This is a genomic window from Streptomyces sp. CGMCC 4.7035 (assembly GCF_031583065.1).
Taxonomy (GTDB): Bacteria; Actinomycetota; Actinomycetes; order Streptomycetales; family Streptomycetaceae; genus Streptomyces; species Streptomyces yaanensis.
Genome location: NZ_CP134053.1, coordinates 6,376,540 through 6,396,224 on the forward strand (window position 1 = coordinate 6,376,540; position 19,685 = coordinate 6,396,224).

At 69.7% G+C, this 19,685-nt stretch carries 17 protein-coding genes; 4 read left to right on the plus strand and 13 right to left on the minus strand.

Going from position 1 to position 19,685, the window contains the following annotated elements; all coding sequences use genetic code 11:
* Positions 1–11: 11 nt before the first annotated feature.
* Positions 12–734, plus strand: coding sequence for a DUF4097 family beta strand repeat-containing protein (locus Q2K21_RS28010; protein ID WP_310776302.1), 723 nt, complete (start codon positions 12–14; stop codon positions 732–734).
* A gap of 97 nt (positions 735–831) precedes the next feature.
* Positions 832–2,316: a coiled-coil domain-containing protein gene (locus Q2K21_RS28015; RefSeq protein ID WP_386276133.1), complete on the plus strand. Its 1,485-nt coding sequence runs from the start codon at positions 832–834 to the stop codon at positions 2,314–2,316.
* Positions 2,317–2,341: 25 nt separating this feature from the next.
* On the opposite strand, the gene Q2K21_RS28020 is transcribed toward Q2K21_RS28015, so the two are convergent.
* The 3 genes from Q2K21_RS28020 to Q2K21_RS28030 form a co-directional block, all read right to left on the minus strand.
* Positions 2,342–3,499, minus strand: coding sequence for an amidase domain-containing protein (locus Q2K21_RS28020; RefSeq protein ID WP_310776306.1), 1,158 nt, complete (start codon positions 3,497–3,499; stop codon positions 2,342–2,344).
* A 174-nt stretch (positions 3,500–3,673) separates the two neighbouring features.
* Positions 3,674–4,972 carry a polysaccharide deacetylase family protein gene (locus Q2K21_RS28025; RefSeq protein ID WP_310776308.1) on the minus strand — a complete coding sequence of 433 codons (1,299 nt, stop codon included), beginning with the start codon at positions 4,970–4,972 and terminating at the stop codon, positions 3,674–3,676.
* Positions 4,973–5,029: 57 nt separating this feature from the next.
* Complete coding sequence (locus tag Q2K21_RS28030; protein ID WP_310781285.1) at positions 5,030–7,234, minus strand: transglycosylase domain-containing protein; 2,205 nt, start codon at positions 7,232–7,234, stop codon at positions 5,030–5,032.
* A 532-nt stretch (positions 7,235–7,766) separates the two neighbouring features.
* On the opposite strand from Q2K21_RS28030, the gene Q2K21_RS28035 reads away from it, so the two are divergent.
* Positions 7,767–7,988 (plus strand): FmdB family zinc ribbon protein, encoded by a 222-nt coding sequence (locus Q2K21_RS28035; protein WP_310776309.1) that lies wholly within the window; start codon positions 7,767–7,769, stop codon positions 7,986–7,988.
* A 25-nt stretch (positions 7,989–8,013) separates the two neighbouring features.
* On the opposite strand, the gene Q2K21_RS28040 is transcribed toward Q2K21_RS28035, so the two are convergent.
* The 4 genes from Q2K21_RS28040 to Q2K21_RS28055 form a co-directional block, all read right to left on the minus strand.
* Positions 8,014–8,673 (minus strand): O-methyltransferase, encoded by a 660-nt coding sequence (locus Q2K21_RS28040; protein ID WP_310776311.1) that lies wholly within the window; start codon positions 8,671–8,673, stop codon positions 8,014–8,016.
* Positions 8,674–8,779: 106 nt separating this feature from the next.
* Positions 8,780–9,592: an HAD family hydrolase gene (locus tag Q2K21_RS28045; RefSeq protein ID WP_310776313.1), complete on the minus strand. Its 813-nt coding sequence runs from the start codon at positions 9,590–9,592 to the stop codon at positions 8,780–8,782.
* Complete coding sequence (locus Q2K21_RS28050) at positions 9,589–12,021, minus strand: phosphoribosyltransferase (protein ID WP_310776315.1); 2,433 nt, start codon at positions 12,019–12,021, stop codon at positions 9,589–9,591. The genes Q2K21_RS28045 and Q2K21_RS28050 overlap by 4 nt, the downstream gene beginning before the upstream one ends.
* A gap of 42 nt (positions 12,022–12,063) precedes the next feature.
* Positions 12,064–13,230 (minus strand): HpcH/HpaI aldolase/citrate lyase family protein, encoded by a 1,167-nt coding sequence (locus tag Q2K21_RS28055; RefSeq protein WP_310776317.1) that lies wholly within the window; start codon positions 13,228–13,230, stop codon positions 12,064–12,066.
* A 187-nt stretch (positions 13,231–13,417) separates the two neighbouring features.
* Here Q2K21_RS28055 and Q2K21_RS28060 point away from each other — a divergent pair, with 187 nt between their 5' ends.
* Positions 13,418–14,362, plus strand: coding sequence for a TerD family protein (locus Q2K21_RS28060; RefSeq protein WP_310776319.1), 945 nt, complete (start codon positions 13,418–13,420; stop codon positions 14,360–14,362).
* Between the two features lie 135 nt (positions 14,363–14,497).
* On the opposite strand, the gene Q2K21_RS28065 is transcribed toward Q2K21_RS28060, so the two are convergent.
* From Q2K21_RS28065 to Q2K21_RS28090, 6 genes are all read right to left on the minus strand, one after another.
* Complete coding sequence (locus Q2K21_RS28065; RefSeq protein WP_310776321.1) at positions 14,498–15,229, minus strand: TerD family protein; 732 nt, start codon at positions 15,227–15,229, stop codon at positions 14,498–14,500.
* Between the two features lie 283 nt (positions 15,230–15,512).
* Entirely contained in the window at positions 15,513–16,661 is a 1,149-nt protein-coding gene (locus Q2K21_RS28070; RefSeq protein WP_310776323.1) for a DUF475 domain-containing protein, read from the minus strand.
* A 58-nt stretch (positions 16,662–16,719) separates the two neighbouring features.
* Entirely contained in the window at positions 16,720–17,295 is a 576-nt protein-coding gene (locus Q2K21_RS28075) for a TerD family protein (RefSeq protein ID WP_310776324.1), read from the minus strand.
* A gap of 369 nt (positions 17,296–17,664) precedes the next feature.
* Positions 17,665–18,240 (minus strand): TerD family protein, encoded by a 576-nt coding sequence (locus tag Q2K21_RS28080; RefSeq protein ID WP_310776325.1) that lies wholly within the window; start codon positions 18,238–18,240, stop codon positions 17,665–17,667.
* A gap of 156 nt (positions 18,241–18,396) precedes the next feature.
* The gene (locus Q2K21_RS28085; protein WP_310776327.1) at positions 18,397–18,855 is read right to left on the minus strand and encodes a peroxiredoxin; all 459 of its coding nucleotides are present in this window, start codon (positions 18,853–18,855) and stop codon (positions 18,397–18,399) included.
* A 208-nt stretch (positions 18,856–19,063) separates the two neighbouring features.
* Positions 19,064–19,501, minus strand: coding sequence for a DUF3052 domain-containing protein (locus tag Q2K21_RS28090; protein ID WP_310776329.1), 438 nt, complete (start codon positions 19,499–19,501; stop codon positions 19,064–19,066).
* Between the last annotated feature and the right edge of the window lie 184 nt (positions 19,502–19,685).

A 19,685-nucleotide genomic window follows, 5' to 3' on the forward strand; every position in this document is an offset into this window, starting at 1 on the left:
CCATCTCTCTGGTGGAGCAGGGGCCCCGCACGCTGACACCGCGCTCGGCGTCCCAGATCGCACCAGCGACACTACCCGGCACCGCAGCAGCCCCCGCAAGCCATCGACACCCTCATCACTCATTCGAGCTAAAGAGCACTTACGCACGCTCCACCGCGAGCAGTTCCCAACCCCTGATCCGGGAGCGCACCGGATCCTCCCCCGGGCCGTGCACGCGTACGTTCGAAGGACACTTCAGCTTTCCGGCTTCAAGGTCACGGCCGGCTTCAAGGCCTCAGGTCGCGGACTGCTCGGCCAGGCATCGGATCGAGGTTCCGCGCGGGGTCGCCGTCAAGGTCGAGGAGGACGACGGGAGCGTGCGGGCGCAGGGCTTCGAGGAGGCGCTGAGCATTCACACCCAGGACGGTTCGGTGCGGGTGACCGATTCGACGGGGCCGCTGACGCTGAGCAGCGATGACGGGTCGATCCGGGCGACGGGGGTGGGCTCGCGGCGCGTGCACGCCACCACGCAGGACGGCTCCGTCCACCTGGAGCTAGGGGTCGTGCCCGACCTGGTGGAGTCGAGCAGCCACGACGGCTCGGTCACGATCGTGCTGCCGCACGACACCTACCGCGTGAGCGCCCACTCCGCCGACGGTTCGGTCCATGTGTCCGTCCCCAGGGGCTCGAACAGCTCCCATGTGGTGGACGCACGGACGAGGGACGGGTCGGTCACGGTGCGGACGGCGGGATAGGGCGCCCGCGAACCGCGAACCGCTCGCCCCGTGTGTTCGTCCTCAACCGGTGGGAGAATGACACCGGGCAGGGCGAATGACAGCACGGGAGAGGGATGTGACGGCGACACCACCGCAGCCGTACCCGCCGTTTGCGCCATGCGCGCACCACCATCAACCGAGCTGCCGACCCGGTCCCGCGAGCGCACCGTCCTCGGCGGACGGAGCCGGGCTGTCCCCCGGCCGCGTCCGGCGTCCCGCCCCCGTCGGCCTCCGGCGCGCCACCGCCGCCCGTGACGCCCTCGCCCTCCTCGTCCTCCCCCTCGTCGCCGCCCTGGTTCTCCCCGCGGCGTTCGCCGGAGGCGGGACGCGGCGGTGGTTCGGGGGGCGGGCCGAGGGGCAGCGGGCCGAGGCGCAGGCCGCCAAGGACGCCGCCGCGGCCGCGTTCTACGAGCTCGACACCGCCCAGCGCGAGCTGAGGATCTCGATCGAGACCATCGCCGCCGTCGACGACTCCCCCGCCGCCCGCCGCGCGATCGCTGATTTCGAGGAACTCGGGCGGCTCATCGACGCGGTGAGCCGCAGCTACATCGACGCCGTTGACGCACACGACCTCGACCGGGTCGATCTCGAAGCCTCCGCGGCCTCCCGCGCCCGCGCGCAACTCGTTTCCGCCAAGGACGAACTCACCCGCGCCAAACAGCAGCTGGATCGTTTCGGCGAGAGCCTCGGGCCGCTGCTCGGCAAGGCCGAGACCCAGCTCGCCCGGCTCGCCCCCGCCGTGGAACGCGCCCGGCAGGCCCTGCTCGCCGCCAGCAACGCCCTGGATGCCGTCCGGGACTCAGGGCTCAAGGCCGACGACCTGGCCGCCCGGCTGGCCGCCCTCGCCCCCGAGCTGACCAGGCTCAACCAGGGCGCGGGGCAACACGGCGTGGCGCAGACCCTGGAGCGCGCCGAGCGGGTGGCCCGGGAGGCCGAGGCCGTGCGTGCGGAGGCCGAGCGGCTGCCGGCGCGGGCCGCCGAGATCGACCACCGGCTCGTCTCCCTGCGCACCCGGGCGCAGGCGCTCACCACCCGTGCCGGGCAGGTCGAGCCCGTCCTGAGCGAGCTGCGGCGCCGGTTCGCGGCCGCCTGCTGGCAGGACCTCCAGCACGTGCCGGAGCAGGCCGCCGAGAGCGTACGGCAGGCCGAGCTGAAGCTGAGGGAGGCGCAGGCCGCGCGCGACGCGCAGCGCTGGCCGGACGCGACCTCGCTGCTGTCGACCGTACGGGCGCTGCTGAACACGACGGACGAGGCCGTGTCGGCGGCCGGTGAGCGTCTGAAGCGGCTGAACGCCGTGCAGAAGGATCCGCAGCAGGAGATCGAGCGGACGCGGTTCGCGATCCGGGACGCACAACGGCTGGCCATGACGGGGCGTACGACGCCCGACCCGCGGCACGCCCGACCGCTCGACGAATCCGTCGCCCGGCTCGACCGTGCGATCGCCTCGCTGGAGGGCCGCCACCCCGACTACTGGCATTTCCTCACGGAGACGGAAGCCGTGCGGCAGACGGTGGCGCGGGTGGTCTCGCAGATCAGGGAGGAGCGGGGAGCCGGCCACTGAGGCCGGCCCCCGGCCCAGGGGTACGTCAGGTGCGGTAGGCGTAGTAGTACGCGTTCGGGTACGCCGCGACGAGGCTCGCCACCGACCGGCGGAGCGTGTTGTTGGAGTGGTAGGTCACGTACGGGATGCCGTTGCTCTTGGCCGTGACGATCATCGTGTGGTCCTTGGACCCGTCCCGGTCGAAGTCCATCTGGAGGACGTCGCCGACCTCGAGCTGGTAGACGTTGGCGAGGGGAGTCGTCCGCTTGGAGTTCTGGGCGAACCAGGACCACTCGTTGACGCCGACGAAGGAGTCCGACTGGATGTCGGAGTTGCCGAACCACTTGGTGTAGTCGTACACGTAGCCCGGAACGTGCTTCCAGCCGCCCGCCTTCAGGGACTGGCTGACGAAGTTGGTGCAGTCGCCGCCGGCGCCGTGCCCGTTGTAGTTCGGGTAGGCCGTGTTGTAGTTGTTCCAGTACTTCTCCGCGTAGGTCGCCATGGCCTTGTAGTCCAGGGCGGTACCGGTGAGAGTCTTGGGCTTCGCGGCCGGGTTGGGCGTGGTCGCCGCGCGCGGGGCGTTCGGCATGTTGTCGTCGGCGGTGGTCGGCGCCTTGACGGACGGCTTGGACAGCGTGTTGACCGCGAGGCCCGCGTCGGTGTCGCGGATCTTCGTCAGCTGCCAGTTGCCCTGCTTGTCGGCCTTGAAGGTCAGCTCGTGGTGGGCCTGGAACCCGGTGGTCTTCGGCGCGTCGCCGCGGACGTTGTCGTAGGTCAGGGTCGTGGTCTCGGTGACCGCGGCCTTGGCCGTACGGCCCGTCACGCGCGTGGCGTCCAGGGTGACGGTGGTGCTGGCCTTGCTGTACTTCTCGCCGGCCTTCGCGAGCTTGTCCTTGCGCTGGTCCAGCGAGGACAGGGTGGCGTCCTCGGTGCGGGCCGTGCCGGAGGACAGCTTGACGTCGCCGGAGAAGCCGTCGGTCAGCGGCTTCTCACGATTGCTCTGCCCTCCGCTCACCAGGGCGTCCGTGCGGTCGGTGAAGACCGCGTCCGCCAGGCGCTGGAAGGTGGCCTTGGTCTGCGCGTCCACCGTCGGGTCGTCGATGACGGCCGCGCCGGCGTTCCAGTTGGGCAGCAGGACCGCGCCCGCGACGACAGAGGCGGCCGCCGCCGTGACTATGGTCGCGCGGCGCCGGCTACGGCTCAATTTCCTTGATTTCAACGATGATTCCCCTCTACGCCGGTACTCGGATACCGGGAGACGGCATCTTCGCACGACGTGTGTGCCTTCTGTGAAGGGGGTGGTACAAGAGCATCGGGGAACATGGGTGGCCGGTCGTCAACCACCGTTCGTAGTGGTCGGTTCACCGGTCGCCGGTCGTCAGTTCACCACGGCCGACCAGTCGGCCGGAGACTGCGCGGGGTCCAGGGTGCGCAACCGCTCCAGCGTCTCGGGCTTCTGCACGTCGAGCCAGTCGGCCAGTTCCTTGAAGGACACGCACCTGACCCCCTTCTTGGTGCACACGTTCTTCACCACCTGGTCGATGGCCTTCATGTAGATGCCGCCGTTCCAGTTCTCGAAGTGGTTGCCGATGAACAACGGCGCCCTGCTGCCGTAGTACACGCGGTTGAAGCCGTTCATGTAGGCCTGGACGGCCTGCTGCTCCCACTCGGGGTACTTCGACGGGTCGCCGCTGACCTCGCCTCCGGTCTGGTTGTAGAGCATGTTGAAGTCCATCGACACGGCCTGATGCTTGCCGTTGAACGGGAGCAGTTGCAGCGGGAAGTCCCAGATGCCGTTCTTCTTCTTCGGCCATATCTGGAAGTCGCCCGGGTTGCTGGCGTCATAGCTCCAGCCGTAGCTCTTGATGGCCTTCAGCAGGTTCGGCTGGCCCTCCAGGCAGGGCGCGCGGCCGCCGGCGACCTCCTTCCTGAAGTCGAAGGGCAGCGGGGCGATGTCCTTGAAGCCCGTGTTGGTCTTCCAGTTCTCGACGAGCGAGAAGAACTGGTCGATCTCGCTCTTCCACTCGTCGACGCTCCAGTCCCCGCCACCCTTGGCGTCGCAGAAGTGGCCGTTGAAGTGGGTGCCTATCTCGTTGCCCTCGTTGTACGCCTCGCGCAGCTGTTCCAGCGTGGTGCGGATGTGCTCGTCGGTGGGGTAGTCGATCGCGGCCTCGCCCGCCTTGTGCTGCGGCCCGTGGTAGAGGTCCTTCTTGCTCTTGGGCAGCAGGTAGATGCCCGTGAGGAAGAACGTCATGTGGGCGTTGTACTCCTTGGCCAACTCCCGGTAGTGCGAGAAGAGCTGGTCGTCCCCCTGGAGGGCGCCGTCCCAGGAGAAGACGACGAACTGGGGCGGCTTCTCGCCCGGTTTGAGCGGCTCGGCCTTCAACTGGCCCTTCTGCGGGCCGGTGTACGAGGTGGAGCCGTCACCGAGGACCTTCGTCTTGCCGTCCCACGGGGGTTCCTTGGTCGCCTTGGCGGTATCGCTCTTGCCGTCGCTCTTGCCCGCACTGGCGGACGCGGTCGCCGCGTTGCTGTCCTCGCGGGCCACCAGGAAGGTCACGGTCACGGACGCGACGGCGAGGAGGGCCGCCAGGGTCACGAAACCCTCGCGGCTGTTCCAACGTTTGGTGCGGGCGGGGCGGGCGCGGCGGCGGCGGCGGCCGGAACTCGTTGTCATGGGCGGCTCGTTCTGCGAGGAGGGGGGTGGTCACATGCTGTGTCTCGGTCGCCGGCGTCAGCCGAGCGGACTCACGGCGCTCGACCAGATGCCGTACGGGACGCTGTTCGCGGCAGTGCCGGCGATTCCCTTGAGCGGCAGTGGTTCGAGGCTCTTGGTCAGGTCGATGCGGTAGACGACGACCGCCGTCGATACGGACGTGGCCGTGCCGACATACCAGGACGCGGTGTCCTTCTCCGTGGTTCCCGCCTTCCCGGCCACCTGCGCGGTGGCGGAGGCCGCGCCCGGATGGGCGAGGGCGAAGGATTTCGTGAGCGCCTTGGTGACCGCGCCGGCCACCTCGGAGCCGACCGCGCGGCTCGCCTCGGGCGTCGGCATGGCGACGGTGGAGCCGTTGCGGGTGATGCGCCGCACCGAGTACGGCTCGGTGTGCTGCCCGTCCGCGGCGAACGTGGCGTATCCGCTGGCCATCCGGATCGCGCTGGGTGTGGAGCTGCCCATGGACAGCGCGGGCACCTGCGGCCCCATGCTGGAGGAGAGCAGCCCGGCCGCCACCGCCGTCGCGCGCACCTTGTCCAGGCCGGTGTCCATGCCGAGTTGCATGAACGGCGTGTTCACGGAGTTGGCGAGCGCCTGGTCCAGCGTGATGTGCCCCCAGTTCTTGTTGCCGTCGTTGTGGGCGGCGACCTGGTCGCCGTTGCGGTCCCAGTACGGTCCTTCGGGCGTGGTGACGGGGACGGCGTCGTTGCCGTCGTAGACCGACTGCGGGGTCACCGGGGTCGCGGACCCGCTCCGGGTCTTGTGGACGCCGTGCTCCAGACCGGCGGCGTAGACGAACGGGAGGAACGCCGTACCGGCCGGGACGGTGGTGGCGTTGGACTCGTTGTAGCCCTGCTTACGGTGGTCCGGACCGCCGTACACGGCGAGGATCCGGCCGTCGTCGCTCACCGAGGCGGCGCCGTAGTGCGCGGTCTTCGCCGTCTTGGGGTCGTCCTTCAGCGCCGCCTTGCGGGCCTTGGTCACGGCGTCGGTGAGCGCCTCCTCCCGCTTGCGGTCGAAGGTCGTGTAGATCTGGAAGCCGCCCAGGTCGAAGTCCTGGTCCGAGAGGTGCGCGGCCTTCTTGGCGTACTGCGACGCCAGTTCCACCAGGTAGTCGCTCTGCTCACCGGTGTCGTAGAGCGGGTTCTGCTTGAGCGGCTCGGGGAACTTCTTGTACTTGGCCCGCTCGGACTTCGACAGCTTGCCGATGTCCACCATCCGGTCGAGGATCCAGGACCAGCGCTCCACGGCCCGCGCGTGGTTCGCCTTGCTCAGGGTGGGGTCGAAGAGGCCCGCGCCCTTCAGCAGGGAGGCGAGGACGGCGGCCTCACCCGCGTTGAGCTTGCTCACGTCCTTGCCGTAGTAAGCCTGGGAGGCGCGCTGGATGCCGTAAGTGCCGCGGCCGAACCAGCTGGTGTTGAGATATCCCTCAAGGATCTTGTCCTTGCTCATTCTGTTGTCGAGCTTGAGGGCGATCATCGCCTCGGTGAACTTACGGCCCACCGACCGGTTCTGGTTCAGATAGACGTTCTTCACATATTGCTGCGTGATCGTGGATCCGCCCTGGGTGTCGCCCTCGCCGACCGTGCGCCACAGGGCGCGGCCTATGCCGCTGACGGATATGCCCGGGTCGGAGTAGAAACTCGCGTTCTCCGCCGCCAGCACCGCCCAACGGACGTCCTCGGGTATGTCCTTCAGCGGCATCGCCTGCCGCTGCACCCAGCCGGTGCGGGCCATGGGCGTGCCGTCGGACCAGAAGTAGACGTTGTCCTGCTGGGTGGCGTACGAATTCAGGTTGTCCGGTATGTCCGTGGCGGCGTACGCGATGACCAGGAACACGCTACTCAGACCGATGGACGTCAGCACGGCGCCCACCGACTGCCGCCAGGAGGGCACCCAGCGTCGCCAGCCGGCGCGGCCCGGCCGCGGGTACACCGGCCTGAGCCTGCGGGCGTACGGTGCGAGCCGCTGGGCGTACGGCGCGAGCCTGCGCGTGTACGGCTCGAGGTACGCGGTGACACGAGTGAGAGCGGAGGGCGCCTCCGTCTTGTGCCGGGCGCTTGGTGAACCGGAGGCCTCCGGCGGGAGCACCCGCAACTGCATGGTCTCGTCCGGCGGGAGGGCCCTCCCCCGCTCCGGCGGCGGCGGGACCTTCAACTGCATGGTCTCGTCCGGCGGCAGGGTCCTCCCCCGCGCGGGCGGCGGCGGGACCTTCAACTGCATGGTCTCGTCCGGCGGCAGGGTCGCCTTCCGCTCCGGCGGCGGCGGGACCTTCAACTGCATGGTCTCGTCCGGGGGCAGCGGTATGTCCGCCTCCGAGGACGCCTCGGCCCGGGCATCTCCGTCGGCGCGACGAGGCCAGGATCGTTTCGGCGTCACGCGGCGGCGGTGTGAACGACCCTCGTCCTCCCTAGCCACGGTGGCCCCCGGTGTACGGGCGGCCCAGGGGGCGCCGGCCATCTGTGCGATGCCATGCCTCGGTCACGACTGCGTCTCCCTCCGCACTCCGAATTGCGCGCGCGGGTAGATGCAGCGGCCGCTCATGCGGCAGCGAGCCCCCCTCCCCGACCATGCGGCTCATCGCGGCTTCCATAAATTATCAGCGACCTTTGTGATCTCTTCGCCCCGAACCGGAGAGAACTTGATGAGGGAGAGAATATTGAGGAGATCTTGAGGAGATGTTGTGGGGGTCACAGAGGCCCGTCACGCCCCGGAAGTCCTGTGTTCGCGGGGTGTCGCCCATTAATCTGTGTGCATGCCTCGCTATGAGTACCGCTGCCGCACCTGCGGCGACACGTTCGAATTGAGCCGTCCGATGGCGGAGTCCTCCGCCCCCGCGTCCTGCCCGTCGGGGCACGACGACACGGTGAAGCTCCTGTCGACGGTCGCGGTGGGCGGTACGACGTCCGCCCCGGCTCCGGCCCCGCGGGCGGGCGGCGGAGGGGGCGGCTGCTGCGGCGGGGGCTGCTGCGGCTGAGCCGGCGGCCGGGGTTCCGGCCCGGTCAGCGGCGCCGCGCCAGGGTCAGTCCGTCCGCCACCGACAGCATCACGCTGTCCACCCGGTCGTCCGCCTTCACATGCTCGTTGAAGTCCTTGATCGCGGCGGCGAACCCGGTGGCGTCGGGGTCCGTCACACCGCCGTGGAAGAAGACGTTGTCCACCACGAGCAGGCCCCCGGGCCGCATGCGCGGCACCAATTCGTCCCAGTACGCGACGTAGTTGTCCTTGTCCGCGTCGATGAACACCATGTCGATGTGCGGCTCGGCCGGCAGCCCCCGCAGCGTCTCGATCGCGGGCGCGATCCTCAGCTCGACCCGGTCGGCCACGCCCGCCTTCGCCCACGCGTGCCGTGCGTGCTCCGTCCATTCCTCGGAGACGTCACACGTCAGAAGCGTCCCGTCCGGCGGCAGCGCCTGCGCCATGGACAGCGCGGACAGCCCGGTGAAGGTCCCGACCTCGACGATCCGGCGCGCCCCGGTCAGCCGCACCAGAAAGGCCAGCAACGGCCCCTGCTCCTCGGCGACCTGCTTGCCCGCCACCAGCGGCAGCTCCGTGTGCGTGACCTCGACGAGCATCCGCTGCACGGGGTCCAGCGGCGGGTTGTGGCCGAGCATGTACGCGTACAGCTCGTCCGTCAGCGGCGTCCCGTTCCCCTTGGCCACCCGGCCCCTCCTGTTTTCGGCTCCTCGGACTCGGCCCCCGAGGCCTTGAGTGCTCCTCGCTTCCCTCCACCGTAGCCCTCGTCGCTGTGGGAACCCCGGGCGTCGGCTACACCTCCCGCGCCGCCTTCAGGAACTCCCGCAGGATCCGCTCCCCGGCCACCACGCCCCGCTCCGGCAGGGCGCCGATGCCGGGTGCCGTCCAGTCGGTGTCGGCCAGTTCGCCGTGGCCCGGGCGCCAGCCGCGGTCCGCGGCAAGCAGCAGGTCCGCGTCGAGCAGCGAGTCCCCGGCGGCGAGCGTGAGCACGGCACCGGTGCGCCGGGCGACCTCACGCACGGCCGCGCTCTTGGTCAGCGGCTGGGGCACGGCGTAGATCTTGCGGCCCTGGAGCGACACCGTCCAGCCGCGGTTCTCCGCCCACGCGGCCAGTTCCTTGACCCACTCCTCGGGCAGCAGCTCGCGCTCGACGACGAGGTAGGCGAAGAGGTCCTCGGCGACCCGGTGCTTGCGCACCCACGCCGGATCCGCGGTGGCCGCCAGATGCTCCCGCACCTCGGCCAGCGGCGCGCACTCGTCGGCGAGCCGGGCGAGCACCGCCGCGTGCCAGTCGAGGTCGGGGACGCCGTCGACGAGCAGATGGCCGCCGTTCGCGCAGATCGCGTACGGCGGGGTGGGTCCGGGCAGGTTGATGCGCTGGTACTGCTTGCGGGTGCGGGTCGTGGTCGGCACGAACACGGCCCGGTCGCCGAGGTCGGTGAGCAGCCCGGCCGCGGTCTCAGTCATGTACGACAGCGGCCTGCTCTCGTGCACCTCCACGCACAGCAGCCGGGGTGCCCGCGCGTCCGGCATGGTCAGGGCGAGGGCCGCCGACGAGTAGATCAGCGTACGGTCCAGGTCGCTGGCGACCAGCACGGGGCTCATACGGCCACCGCCTTGCCGTCGGCGCCGGTGGCGCCCCGCGTGTACTTGGGGTGGATCAGCCCCACGCAGGTGTACGGGAGGTGGTCGACCTCCTCGACGGGCACTCCGCGCTGCTCGGCCAGCAGGCGCACATGGTCGAGGTCGGCGCCCGCCCCGGCCCTGGCGAGGATCTTCCAGGGCACTCGGCGCAGCAGCACCCGGGTGGTCTCGCCGACGCCCGGCTTGACGAGGTTCACGTCGTGGATGCCGTACTCCTCGCTGATGCGTTCCACCGCCGCCCAGCCCTCCCAGGTCGGTGTGCGGTCGCCGGAGAGCAGTTCCTTGGCCTGGGCACAGGCCGCTTCCTCCACCTCGGCGAAGCGGGCGGAGACGGCGTCGAGGAAGGCCACCGACACATCCGCGCCGGCGAGTTCCCGGTAGAACTTCCCGCCGTGGTAGTCGTACGGACCGACCAGGTCGGCGCGCAGCACCGTCCGTGAGATCAGTCCGGAGACCGTCGAGTTGAGGCAGGCGGACGGGATGAGGAAGTCCTCCCGGGTGCCGTACGTCCGCACGCACGAGCCCGGGTCGGCGAGCACCGCTATCTCCGGGTCGAAGCCGGTGACGCCGTCGGAGGCCTCGAACTCCCTGATGGCCTCGGCCAGTTCGCGGGTGATGGCGCCCTTGCCGGTCCAGCCGTCGACGAAGACGACGTCGGAGGGGTCGTACCGGTCGGCGAGGTAGCGCAGCGCGTTGGCGTCGATGCCGCGGCCGCGCACGATCGAGACGGCGTAGTGCGGCAGGTCGAGACCGTGCCGGTGCTGGGCCCAGCGGCGCATCAGAACGCCGACGGGGGTGCCGGCGCGGGCGAGGGACACCAGGACGGGGCGGGGGGACCGCTCGGCGAGGACGGTCTCGGTGACCACGCCGACCGCCTGCGCGAGCCGCGTGGCCGAGGCCTCCAGGGCCGTGTGGAACAGCTCCTGGTACTGCTCGCTCGGCTGGTACTCCACCGGCAGCGACTCGGCGTAGTGCGCGCCGCCGCTCTGGATCGCCTCCTCGCGCTCCTCCGTCGGCGCCTCCAGGGTGACGTCCGACAGGTCCTGAAGCAGCCAGCCGACCTCGTCGGGCGCGTACGAGGAGAAGGCGGGGCCGCGGAGGGGCTCGGGCAGCATGGCGGGCCTTTCGGGGACGTACAGGGGCGCGGGAACGTACGACGGGACGACCGCGAGCAGAACGTGCGGGGTGTGGGCGGCGAGCCGGTCGAGCAGGCCGCCGGGCGCGTGCAGTTCGGGGGTGTCGGCCACGGAGTCCACGACCGCGACGACGGCGTCGAAACCGGCGTCCGCGACGTTGTAGGCGTAGCGCTCGCCGGGGCCGTCGTCGGGGGCGTCATGGGCGGGGAAGACGATCCGGCTGCGTATCGCGTAGCCGGGGTCGTCGATCGCGAGGACGGGCGAGCGGGTGGTCGTGGAGTAGCGGACCTCGCAGGGCACGACCTGCTCCAGCTCCCGGGCGAGTCGCAGCGGCGCGTACATCAGCTCCTCGAAGCCGAGCACCAGCACGCGCCGGGCGTCCTCGGGTATCGCGTCGGCGAGCCGTGCGGCCATCGCGGGCAGCGCGCCCTCCAGCCGGACGCGGTGCTCGGGGGTGAAGCCGTGCCGCCCGCCGTCGGGCAGGCCGCGGGGCCAGCCGAGCGCGACGCGCGTGATCGTCCCGTAGGGCTCGCGGACCGGTACGGCCGACTCGTGCCGGGCGACCAGCGCCTGCCCCTTCTCCAGGACGCCCTCCGGCAGCCGTACGCTCCCCGCGGCGGCCGCCACCAGGTCGATCCGGGCGCCGATCTCCCGCGCGAACTCCTCCAGGCGTCCCAGGTCGGCGGCCGAGCGCATGTCGACCAGCGCGACGACGACGTAACGATTCCGCGGGTAGCGCTCGTGGAGGTCGCGGATCGTGTTCATCACCGTGTTGCCGGTGGAGAACTCGTCGTCGACCAGGACCATCGGGCCGTCGCCCACCAGCAGCGCCGGGTCCTCCGGGAGCAGCAGGTGCGAGGTGGCGTGGGAGTGGGACTCCTCGAAGCCGCCCGCCCGCGCGACGCCCTCGACCGGGCGGCGGGTGGAGTGCAGATAGGGCGCGAGACCGAGGCCGTCCGCGACCGAGTGGCCGAGGCCGGTGGCCGTCTCGGCATACCCGAGGACGATCGCGCGGCCGGACTCGTCGGCGCCCAGCAGGTCCCGCACCCGGCGGCCGAGCGCGAACCCGTGGCCGTAGACGACGGACGGGGACTGCGGGACGTGCTTGCCCAGCACATTGGAGACGAGCAGGTGCGCCCGCTTGGGGTTGCGCCGCAGCGCGAGCCCCAGCAGATCGGTCAGCCGCTCGTCGCCGGCGAACTCGACCCCGAGCCGCTCGGCGACCCATGTCCCGGACCAGACCACGTTCTTCATCGATTCCTTGTCGTCAGTACGGTGAGGGGGCGGCCCGGGCACTCAGCCGGGCAGCCCGGCGGCCAGCAGTTCCACGAAGCCGATGTCCTCGTTCGCGACGCCGAAGACCTCGGCGCGCTGGAGGGTGCGCTCGGCCCAGGCGCGATGCGGCTTCACCTCGTTCATCTTGTTCGTGTACGCGGAGCGCAGAACGCCCCCGCCGAGGCGCTCGGGCCGCAGGATGTCCTGCGCGTCGCTGAACTCCTCGTGGCTGACCACCGACAGCGCGTGCACGGGCATCACGTGCGAGGGGTGGATGCAGGTCTTGCCGAGCAGGCCGTTGGCACGGTCGAGGGAGATCTCACGCAGCAGCCCGTCCATGTCGTGCTCGATGAGCGCCTCGCGCAGCTCCTCGACCTGGCCCTCCAGGAAGGGGCTGCGGCGCAGCTGTGGCTTGAACATGCGCTCCTGGGCCCGGAAGTACTCCCACACCGGCCCGGTCACCGTGAAACCGGTGCCGTCGGCGCGCCCGAGCACGTTGACGACGTCGGCGATCACCGAGGCGACGATCTGGACGTCGTACGCGGTCATGTCGGGCGCCCGGCGCAGGCCGTACGAGGAGCAGAAGTCGGTCACGCCGAGACGCAGCGCGAGGACGCGGTCGCGCCACTTGTCGACCGTGCGGAAGATTCCGTCGAGGGTCTCCCGGCGCGTCTCCAGGTAGAGCAGGTCGGGGGACTCCAGGACGGGCATGGCGAACAGCCGGTGCCCGCTCGCCGACTCGGCCGCGGTCAGCGCCTCCAGGAACGGGACGCCCCGCTCCTCGGTGAACTTCGGCAGCACGAACCCGGACAGCAGCCGGACGGCCGGGCCGAGCCGGGCGACCAGGTCCGGGATCTGCTCCGGGAGGCGGACACGGATGAAGAGCAGCGGCAGCTCGGCGTCCGGCCTGGCGGCGAGGTCGGTGAACTGCCGGACCAGGTTCTCCTCGGCGTCCACGACGTCCGCGTCGTCTATGGAGTCCTCCAGGCACAGCACCATGGACACGACCCCGCGGCCCGCCTGCTTGACCACGTCGTCGGCCAGGCTCGGCCGGGTCGCGGGGCTGTACAGGGTGGCGCCGAGGGCCGCCGCGAGCACGCGGGCCGGGGAGTCGGCGGTGAAGACGACCGGCTCCTGGTGGAAGAGGCGCTGACGCTCCTCAGGGGCGATGTGCCCGAAATGACGCATAAGTCTCCCCCGCGGTGCTGGACTGCCCGAAATGAAGTGGCCGGTAATAGTACGTACAAATCCATGTCGGAGGTTCCCCCCGGGCATGAAGTTCAGGTAACTCGGCTGTGTCGGTGGTCCATCGATGCGGTGCCGCGGGGTCCACCCCGCGTTGTCGTGAGCAGGACCGAGAGGGCAGGATGACGGCATGACGCACGCGATGCTGAAAGGGTCGAACGTACCGCTCGAGGCCACGGCGGTACGGGCGGTGCTGCGGTGGGCCGCGGGACAGGACGTCCCGGAGGTCGACGCCTCGGCGCTGCTCCTCGGGCTCGACGGGCGTGTGCGCTCCGACGAGGACTTCGTGTTCTACAACCAGCCCCGGCATCCGTCCGGGAAGGTCCGACTGCTCGGCAAGAAGCGGGAAGCGGACGGACTGACGGACACGATCCAGGCCGATCTGGCGGGTGTCGAGCCCGCCGTGGGCCGGATCGTGCTCGTCGCTTCGGCGGACGACGTCGCCTTCGACCGCGTAAGCGCGCTGCGCATCCTGCTGTACGACGCGTCCGGCGCGGAGGGTGAACCGCTGGCGTACTTCGACATCAAGCCGGAGACGGGCGCGGAGACGGCACTGATCTGCGGGGAGCTGTACCGGCGGGGCGACGGCTGGAAGTTCCGGGCGCTCGGCGAGGGCTACTCGAACGGGCTGAAGGGCCTCGCGAACGACTTCGGCATCTCGGTGGACGACTCGGAGACGCCGGCGGCGGTGCCTGCTGAGGGGACGGCCTCCGTCCCTGCGGCCGGCACGACGGTGGGTACGGCGTCCGCGCCGGCGGCGGGTACGGCGTCCGCGCCGGCCTTCCCCGAGGTGTCGGTGCCGCTGCCGCCGGAGCAGCCGGTGACGCGGCAGCCGGCGTACGGGTATCCGCCGGAGCCGTCGCAGCAGCCCGTGGCGGCCGCCACCGCCGCTACGCAACCGGCGTACGGGTATCCGCAGGGGACGAGTCAGCAGGGGTCGGGGTACGGGTATCCGCAGCCGCCCACCGGGCAGTCGGGGTACGGGTATCCGCAGACGGCTGCGCCGGTGCAGGTGCAGGACCCGAACTTCGCGCTGCCGCCGCAGGGGCCGCAGTTCATCGGGCGCCAGGCGTAGGACGGCACGGCGCCCGGGGGCTGCGGTCGGGGCTGCGGTCGGCCGGGGGTTGGCCCGCCACTCGGCGGTACGAGGTGCCTCCCCCAAGCTCTTCGAGCAGGGGAGGAACGACTGGCCGCAGCTACGGCGGTCAGGTCAGGCCTTTGTCTTGTAGCCGCGGCCCCACTGCAGGCCCCAGCCGTACAGGCGGTCCAGTTCCGCCTGGAAGCCGTAGACGAACTTCACCTCGCGGCGGACCACTATCTCGCCCTTGACGTTCTCGACCATGACGACCGCGCAGGAGCGGGCCTGCGGGTGGCGTTCGTCGAGGCCGATCTCGATGCGCGGGCCGTTGCTGGGGAAGAGCGTGACGTGGGCGTGCGTGCGGTCGAAGGCGGGCGTCTGGTCGTAGATGTAGACGAAGATCAGCAGCCGTTTGATGTCGTCCCGGTGGTCGAGGTTGACGAAGATCGTCTCACCGGAGCCGGAGCCGAACCGGTCGTCGCCGCTGAGCTTGATGTACGGCGGCTCGTTGAGCTCTCCGAAGAAGTTGCCCAGCGGCTGCACCACGCCCTTCGTGCCGTCGGCCAGCTCGTACATGCAGCCCAGGTCGAGGTCGACGTTGACCATGCTCTGGGTGTGCGCCTGCACGACCTCGGGCGTGAACAGCCGAAGCGGGTGACGCAGCAGACCGCCCCGCTCGGGGCCACCGATGTCCGAGGTCCGCATCCGCCAGGACAGGTTGATGCGCAGATTGCCGGTCGCCGCGCCCTGCTTGCTCAGCGAGACCCGTTGGTGCCGCTTGGTCAGCTCGATCGCGTTGGTCGCCGCGCTGCCCGAGTCGAACTCCGTCGCCCGCCCACGCCACACGCCGTCCAAGAAACCCATGCCCGCCCCCTACACATACGGTTCAACAGCCGCGGGGCGGCCGCCGAGGACGAGTCCTCGCGGCCGCCCTGCCCAGAGCGTTCCTCCCCCGGGCCCGGTCCACACCCGCGAAACAGCCACTGCCGGCGAGTGAGCCGAAGGGGCGCGTCGGTGTCGAGACGGCTGGGGGTCCCCCTGCTCGAAGAGCTTGGGGGAGCGCGGAGGCCCGAAGGGCTGAGCACGATCGCCGTCTCGACACCGACTTTTGCGCCCCGGAGGCGAACCGAGCCTCAAAAAAGGGGCATCACACCCCGGACGAGACCTCAGTCTTCTCGTTCGAGGTCGAGTCTTTTCCCTCGGCCGCGGCGAGCGCCCGGTTGCGGCGCACGGAGGACCAGAAGGACCAGCCGATCAGGACCACGCCGACGAGACCGGTGATCACCTCGTGGATCTCGTACTGGATGGTGACCATGAGGATCACGGCCAGCGCGCCGATCGCGTAGTGCGCGCCGTGCTCCAGGTAGACGTACTCGTCGAGGGTGCCCTGGCGGACCAGGTAGACCGTCAGCGACCGAACGTACATCGCGCCGATGCCGAGGCCGAGCGCCATCAGGATGATGTCGTTGGTGATGGCGAAGGCGCCGATCACGCCGTCGAAGGAGAAGGACGCGTCCAGGACCTCCAGGTAGAGGAACATGAAGAACGCGGCCTTGCCGGCGAGAGCGACCGCCGAGCGCTCCTTGCCGCTGCGCTTGGCCTCTTCCTCCTCCTCGTGCTCACGCTCCTCCTCTTCCTCGAGCCTGTCCTCGAAGAAGCCGGAGAGGCCGCCGACGATCATGTACGTGATCAGGCCGGCGATGCCGGAGATCAGAACCGTCTGCGCCTTGTCGACGTGCGCGCCGCCGTGCTGGTGGGCGTGGGTCGCGAAGGTCATGGAGGTGATCAGCAGGACGATCAGCGCGATGCAGACCGCCAGCATGTCGACCTTGCCGAGCTTGGCGAGCGGGCGCTCGATCCAGCGCAGCCACTGGATGTCCCGGTCCTCGAAGATGAAGTCCAGGAAGATCATGAGCAGGAACATCCCGCCGAAGGCCGCGATGGCCGGGTGGGCGTCGGTGACGAGCTGCTGGTACTGATCCTTGTCGGTCAGCGCCAGATTGACCGCGTCTATCGGGTTCTTCTTCGCCGTTACGGCGACGATCACGACCGGAAAGACCAGTCGCATACCGAAGACGGCGATGAGGACGCCCACCGTGAGGAAGATCTTTTGCCAGAAGGCACTCATCTTCTTCAGGATTCCGGCGTTGACCACCGCGTTGTCGAAGGACAGCGAGATCTCGAGGATGGACAGGATCGCCACGATGCCGAAGGCGGTCCACCCCCCGTAGAGGACCGCTACTGCCAGGCCGAGCGCGGTGACCACGAACGACCAGCCGAAGGTTTTCAGAAGCACTGGCTACCCAATCCGTATTTTTCGTACGGGGCTGGCTCCCCCGTCGCCGTACCCGGCTTTACGAAACATTGACTCCGAAGTCTAGAGCGATGCCGCGCAGACCGGACGCGTACCCCTGGCCCACGGCGCGGAACTTCCACTCGCCGCCATAGCGGTAGACCTCGCCGAAGATCATGGCCGTCTCCGTGGAGGCGTCCTCGCTGAGGTCGTAACGGGCGAGTTCCTGGCCGTCGGCCTGGTTGACGACGCGAATGAACGCGTTGCTGACCTGGCCGAACGTCTGACCGCGTTCGTCGGCCAGGTGAATGGAGACCGGAAAGACGATCTTGTCGCACTGCGGCGGCACCTTGGAGAGGTCGACCAGAATGCTCTCGTCGTCGCCCTCGCCCTCACCGGTGAGGTTGTCGCCGGTGTGCTCGACCGAGCCGTCCGGGCTCTTGAGCTGGTTGTAGAAGATGAACCACTCGTCACCGAGGACCCGGCCATCGCTGCACAGCAGCGCGCTGGCGTCGAGGTCGAAGGGGGCTCCGGTGGTGGAGCGCGCGTCCCAGCCGAGCCCGATCATGACCTGTGTGAGGTTCGGTGCGGCCTTGGAGAGGGAGACATTGCCTCCCTTGGCGAGCGTGACGCCCATGATGCTGGTCCTCCCCGAGGTACTGCGTCGTCCCGGAGGCGGAGACCCCCGGTGGTCGGGGGTCGCCCCCCGGGTGTTCGGGGGTTTCTCGTCCCCCGGTGGTCAGGGGATCGCCCCCCACGTGTCAGGGGGTCGTCCCCCCGCGTGCTCGGGGGTTCTCGTCCCCCGGGGGCCGAGGTCCGAACCCCCGGGGCCCCAGAGCCGGCGCCTCGCGCCGGAGCCGGCCCCGAGCCCCCGGAGCCGGCACCATGCCTCGGAACCGGCACTCCGCGAGCCCGAGGGGCCCTGACCCGAGTGTCCGGCGCCGCGCTCCCGTCGGAGGCGGCGCCGGACCGCGGTGAGTCCGGCCCGTCCGCTGTCGTGCTCGGCTCAGACGTTCACACCGAAGTCCTGCGCGATGCCGCGCAGCCCCGACGCGTAGCCCTGGCCGATGGCGCGGAACTTCCACTCGGCGCCGTGGCGGTACAGCTCGCCGAAGACCATGGCGGTCTCGGTGGAGGCGTCCTCGCTCAGGTCGTACCGAGCGATCTCCTGGCCGCCGGCCTGGTTGACCACGCGGATGAACGCGTTGCGCACCTGGCCGAAGGACTGCTGACGGTTCTCGGCGTCGTAGATCGAGACCGGGAAGACGATCTTGTCGACGTCGGCCGGGACCCCGGCGAGGTTGACCTTGATCTGCTCGTCGTCGCCCTCGCCCTCACCGGTGAGGTTGTCGCCGGTGTGCTCGACCGAGCCGTCCGGGCTCTTGAGGTTGTTGAAGAAGACGAAGTTGGCGTCGCTGCCGACCTTGCCCGACGGGTTCAGCAGCAGTGCGCTGGCGTCGAGGTCGAAGTCGGTGCCGGTCGTGGTGCGGACGTCCCACCCCAGACCGACGATGACCGCGGTCAGGCCCGGGGCCTCCTTGGTCAGCGATACGTTGCCGCCCTTGCTGAGGCTGACTCCCACGAGTCCTCCCATTGGTGTCCAGGGGCGGGGAGCCCCGTCGTGCGTTGGTATCGGATCAACGAGTCGATCCTAGTGACGGGTTCCCACGCCACCTAGGCCTTGGAACCGAAGTAAGCCGAAGGGGCGCGCCCCTTCGGCGAACCGATCGACAGGGCATCACAGGGTGTCGAGCGCCTTCAGGTACTCGTTCAGGTCACGCGCGTCCGGCAGGCCGTTGACGACGGTCCACCGCACCACGCCCTCCTTGTCGATGATGAAGGTCCCGCGCACCGCGCAACCCTTGTCCTCATCGAAGACGCCGTACGCGCGCGAAGTGTTGCCATGCGGCCAGAAGTCGGACAGCAGCGGGTACTCCAGGCCCTCCTGCTCGCCGAAGACGCGCAGGGTGTGGATGGAGTCGTTGGACACGGCGAGCAGCTGGGTGTCGTCGTTGACGAACTTCGGCAGGTTGTCGCGCAGCTCGCACAGCTCGCCGGTGCACACGCCGGTGAAGGCGAAGGGGTAGAAGAGCAGCACCACGTTCTTCTGACCGCGGAAGTCCGAGAGCCGCACGGTCGCGCCGTGGTTGTCCTTGAGCTCGAAGTCGGGGGCCTTGTCGCCGACCTGGATCGCCATGATCCTGCATCCCTTCGGTGGGGCTGTTCGGGTGGGAACCACCCTACGCAGCGATCACCGCAAGCCAACGGACGGGCTGAGCAACTCAGCCCGTCCGTTGTCCGAGGACGAGGCCCTTCAGGCCGAAGGAGGGGTCCGGGGGCGCAACCCCCGGGTACGGCCACTCCTGCCGAGGGCATCGCTCAGTGGGCGGCCACCGAGCAGAGCGTCACCTCTTCGACTTGGCCGCCTTCGGGGTGACCAGGCGGCTCCCGCTCCAGTCCTTGCCCACACTGACGCTCTTGGACGCCGACAGACCCGCCGTCGTCGCGGCTTCAGAGATGTCGCTCGGCTCCACGTAGCCCGTACGGCCGGTCTTCGGCGTGAGGAGCAGGATCGAGCCGCCCTCTTCGATGTACGTGGTGGCGTCCACCAGCGCATCCGTCAGGTCGCCGTCCTCGTCGCGGAACCACAGCACCACGGCATCGGCGACGTCGTCGTACTCCTCGTCCATGAGTTCACTGCCGACGACTTCCTCAATGGCCTCGCGGAGCTCCTGGTCGACGTCGTCGTCGTAGCCGATCTCCTGGACCACCTGCTCGGGCTGGAACCCCAGCCTCGCGGCAGGGTTAGTCCGCTCCTCCGCGTGGTCCGCGGTCGCGCTCACGGGTTGCCTCCTGATCATGTCTTGGATGGGGGTACCCCCTGCTCGTCAAGAGCTTGGGGGAATCTCAGCCACGCGCGTACGCGAAGCATTGGCCGTAGTCCACACGGGCGGGGCGGATCGCGCAAGTACCCGGCGGTTCAGACCGCCGAAACGGTGACGATCCTGGCCGTGTCGCCGCAACTCC

Coding starts and splice junctions, on each gene's coding strand:
- Q2K21_RS28025 (WP_310776308.1), bottom strand. CDS start 4,972: ATGACAACGAGTTCCGGCCGCCGCCGCCGCCGCGCCCGCCCCGCCCGC.
- Q2K21_RS28030 (WP_310781285.1), bottom strand. CDS start 7,234: ATGCAGTTGAAGGTCCCGCCGCCGCCCGCGCGGGGGAGGACCCTGCCG.
- Q2K21_RS28035 (WP_310776309.1), top strand. CDS start 7,767: ATGCCTCGCTATGAGTACCGCTGCCGCACCTGCGGCGACACGTTCGAA.
- Q2K21_RS28045 (WP_310776313.1), bottom strand. CDS start 9,592: ATGAGCCCCGTGCTGGTCGCCAGCGACCTGGACCGTACGCTGATCTAC.
- Q2K21_RS28050 (WP_310776315.1), bottom strand. CDS start 12,021: ATGAAGAACGTGGTCTGGTCCGGGACATGGGTCGCCGAGCGGCTCGGG.
- Q2K21_RS28055 (WP_310776317.1), bottom strand. CDS start 13,230: ATGCGTCATTTCGGGCACATCGCCCCTGAGGAGCGTCAGCGCCTCTTC.
- Q2K21_RS28060 (WP_310776319.1), top strand. CDS start 13,418: ATGACGCACGCGATGCTGAAAGGGTCGAACGTACCGCTCGAGGCCACG.
- Q2K21_RS28065 (WP_310776321.1), bottom strand. CDS start 15,229: ATGGGTTTCTTGGACGGCGTGTGGCGTGGGCGGGCGACGGAGTTCGAC.
- Q2K21_RS28075 (WP_310776324.1), bottom strand. CDS start 17,295: ATGGGCGTCACGCTCGCCAAGGGAGGCAATGTCTCCCTCTCCAAGGCC.
- Q2K21_RS28085 (WP_310776327.1), bottom strand. CDS start 18,855: ATGGCGATCCAGGTCGGCGACAAGGCCCCCGACTTCGAGCTCAAGGAC.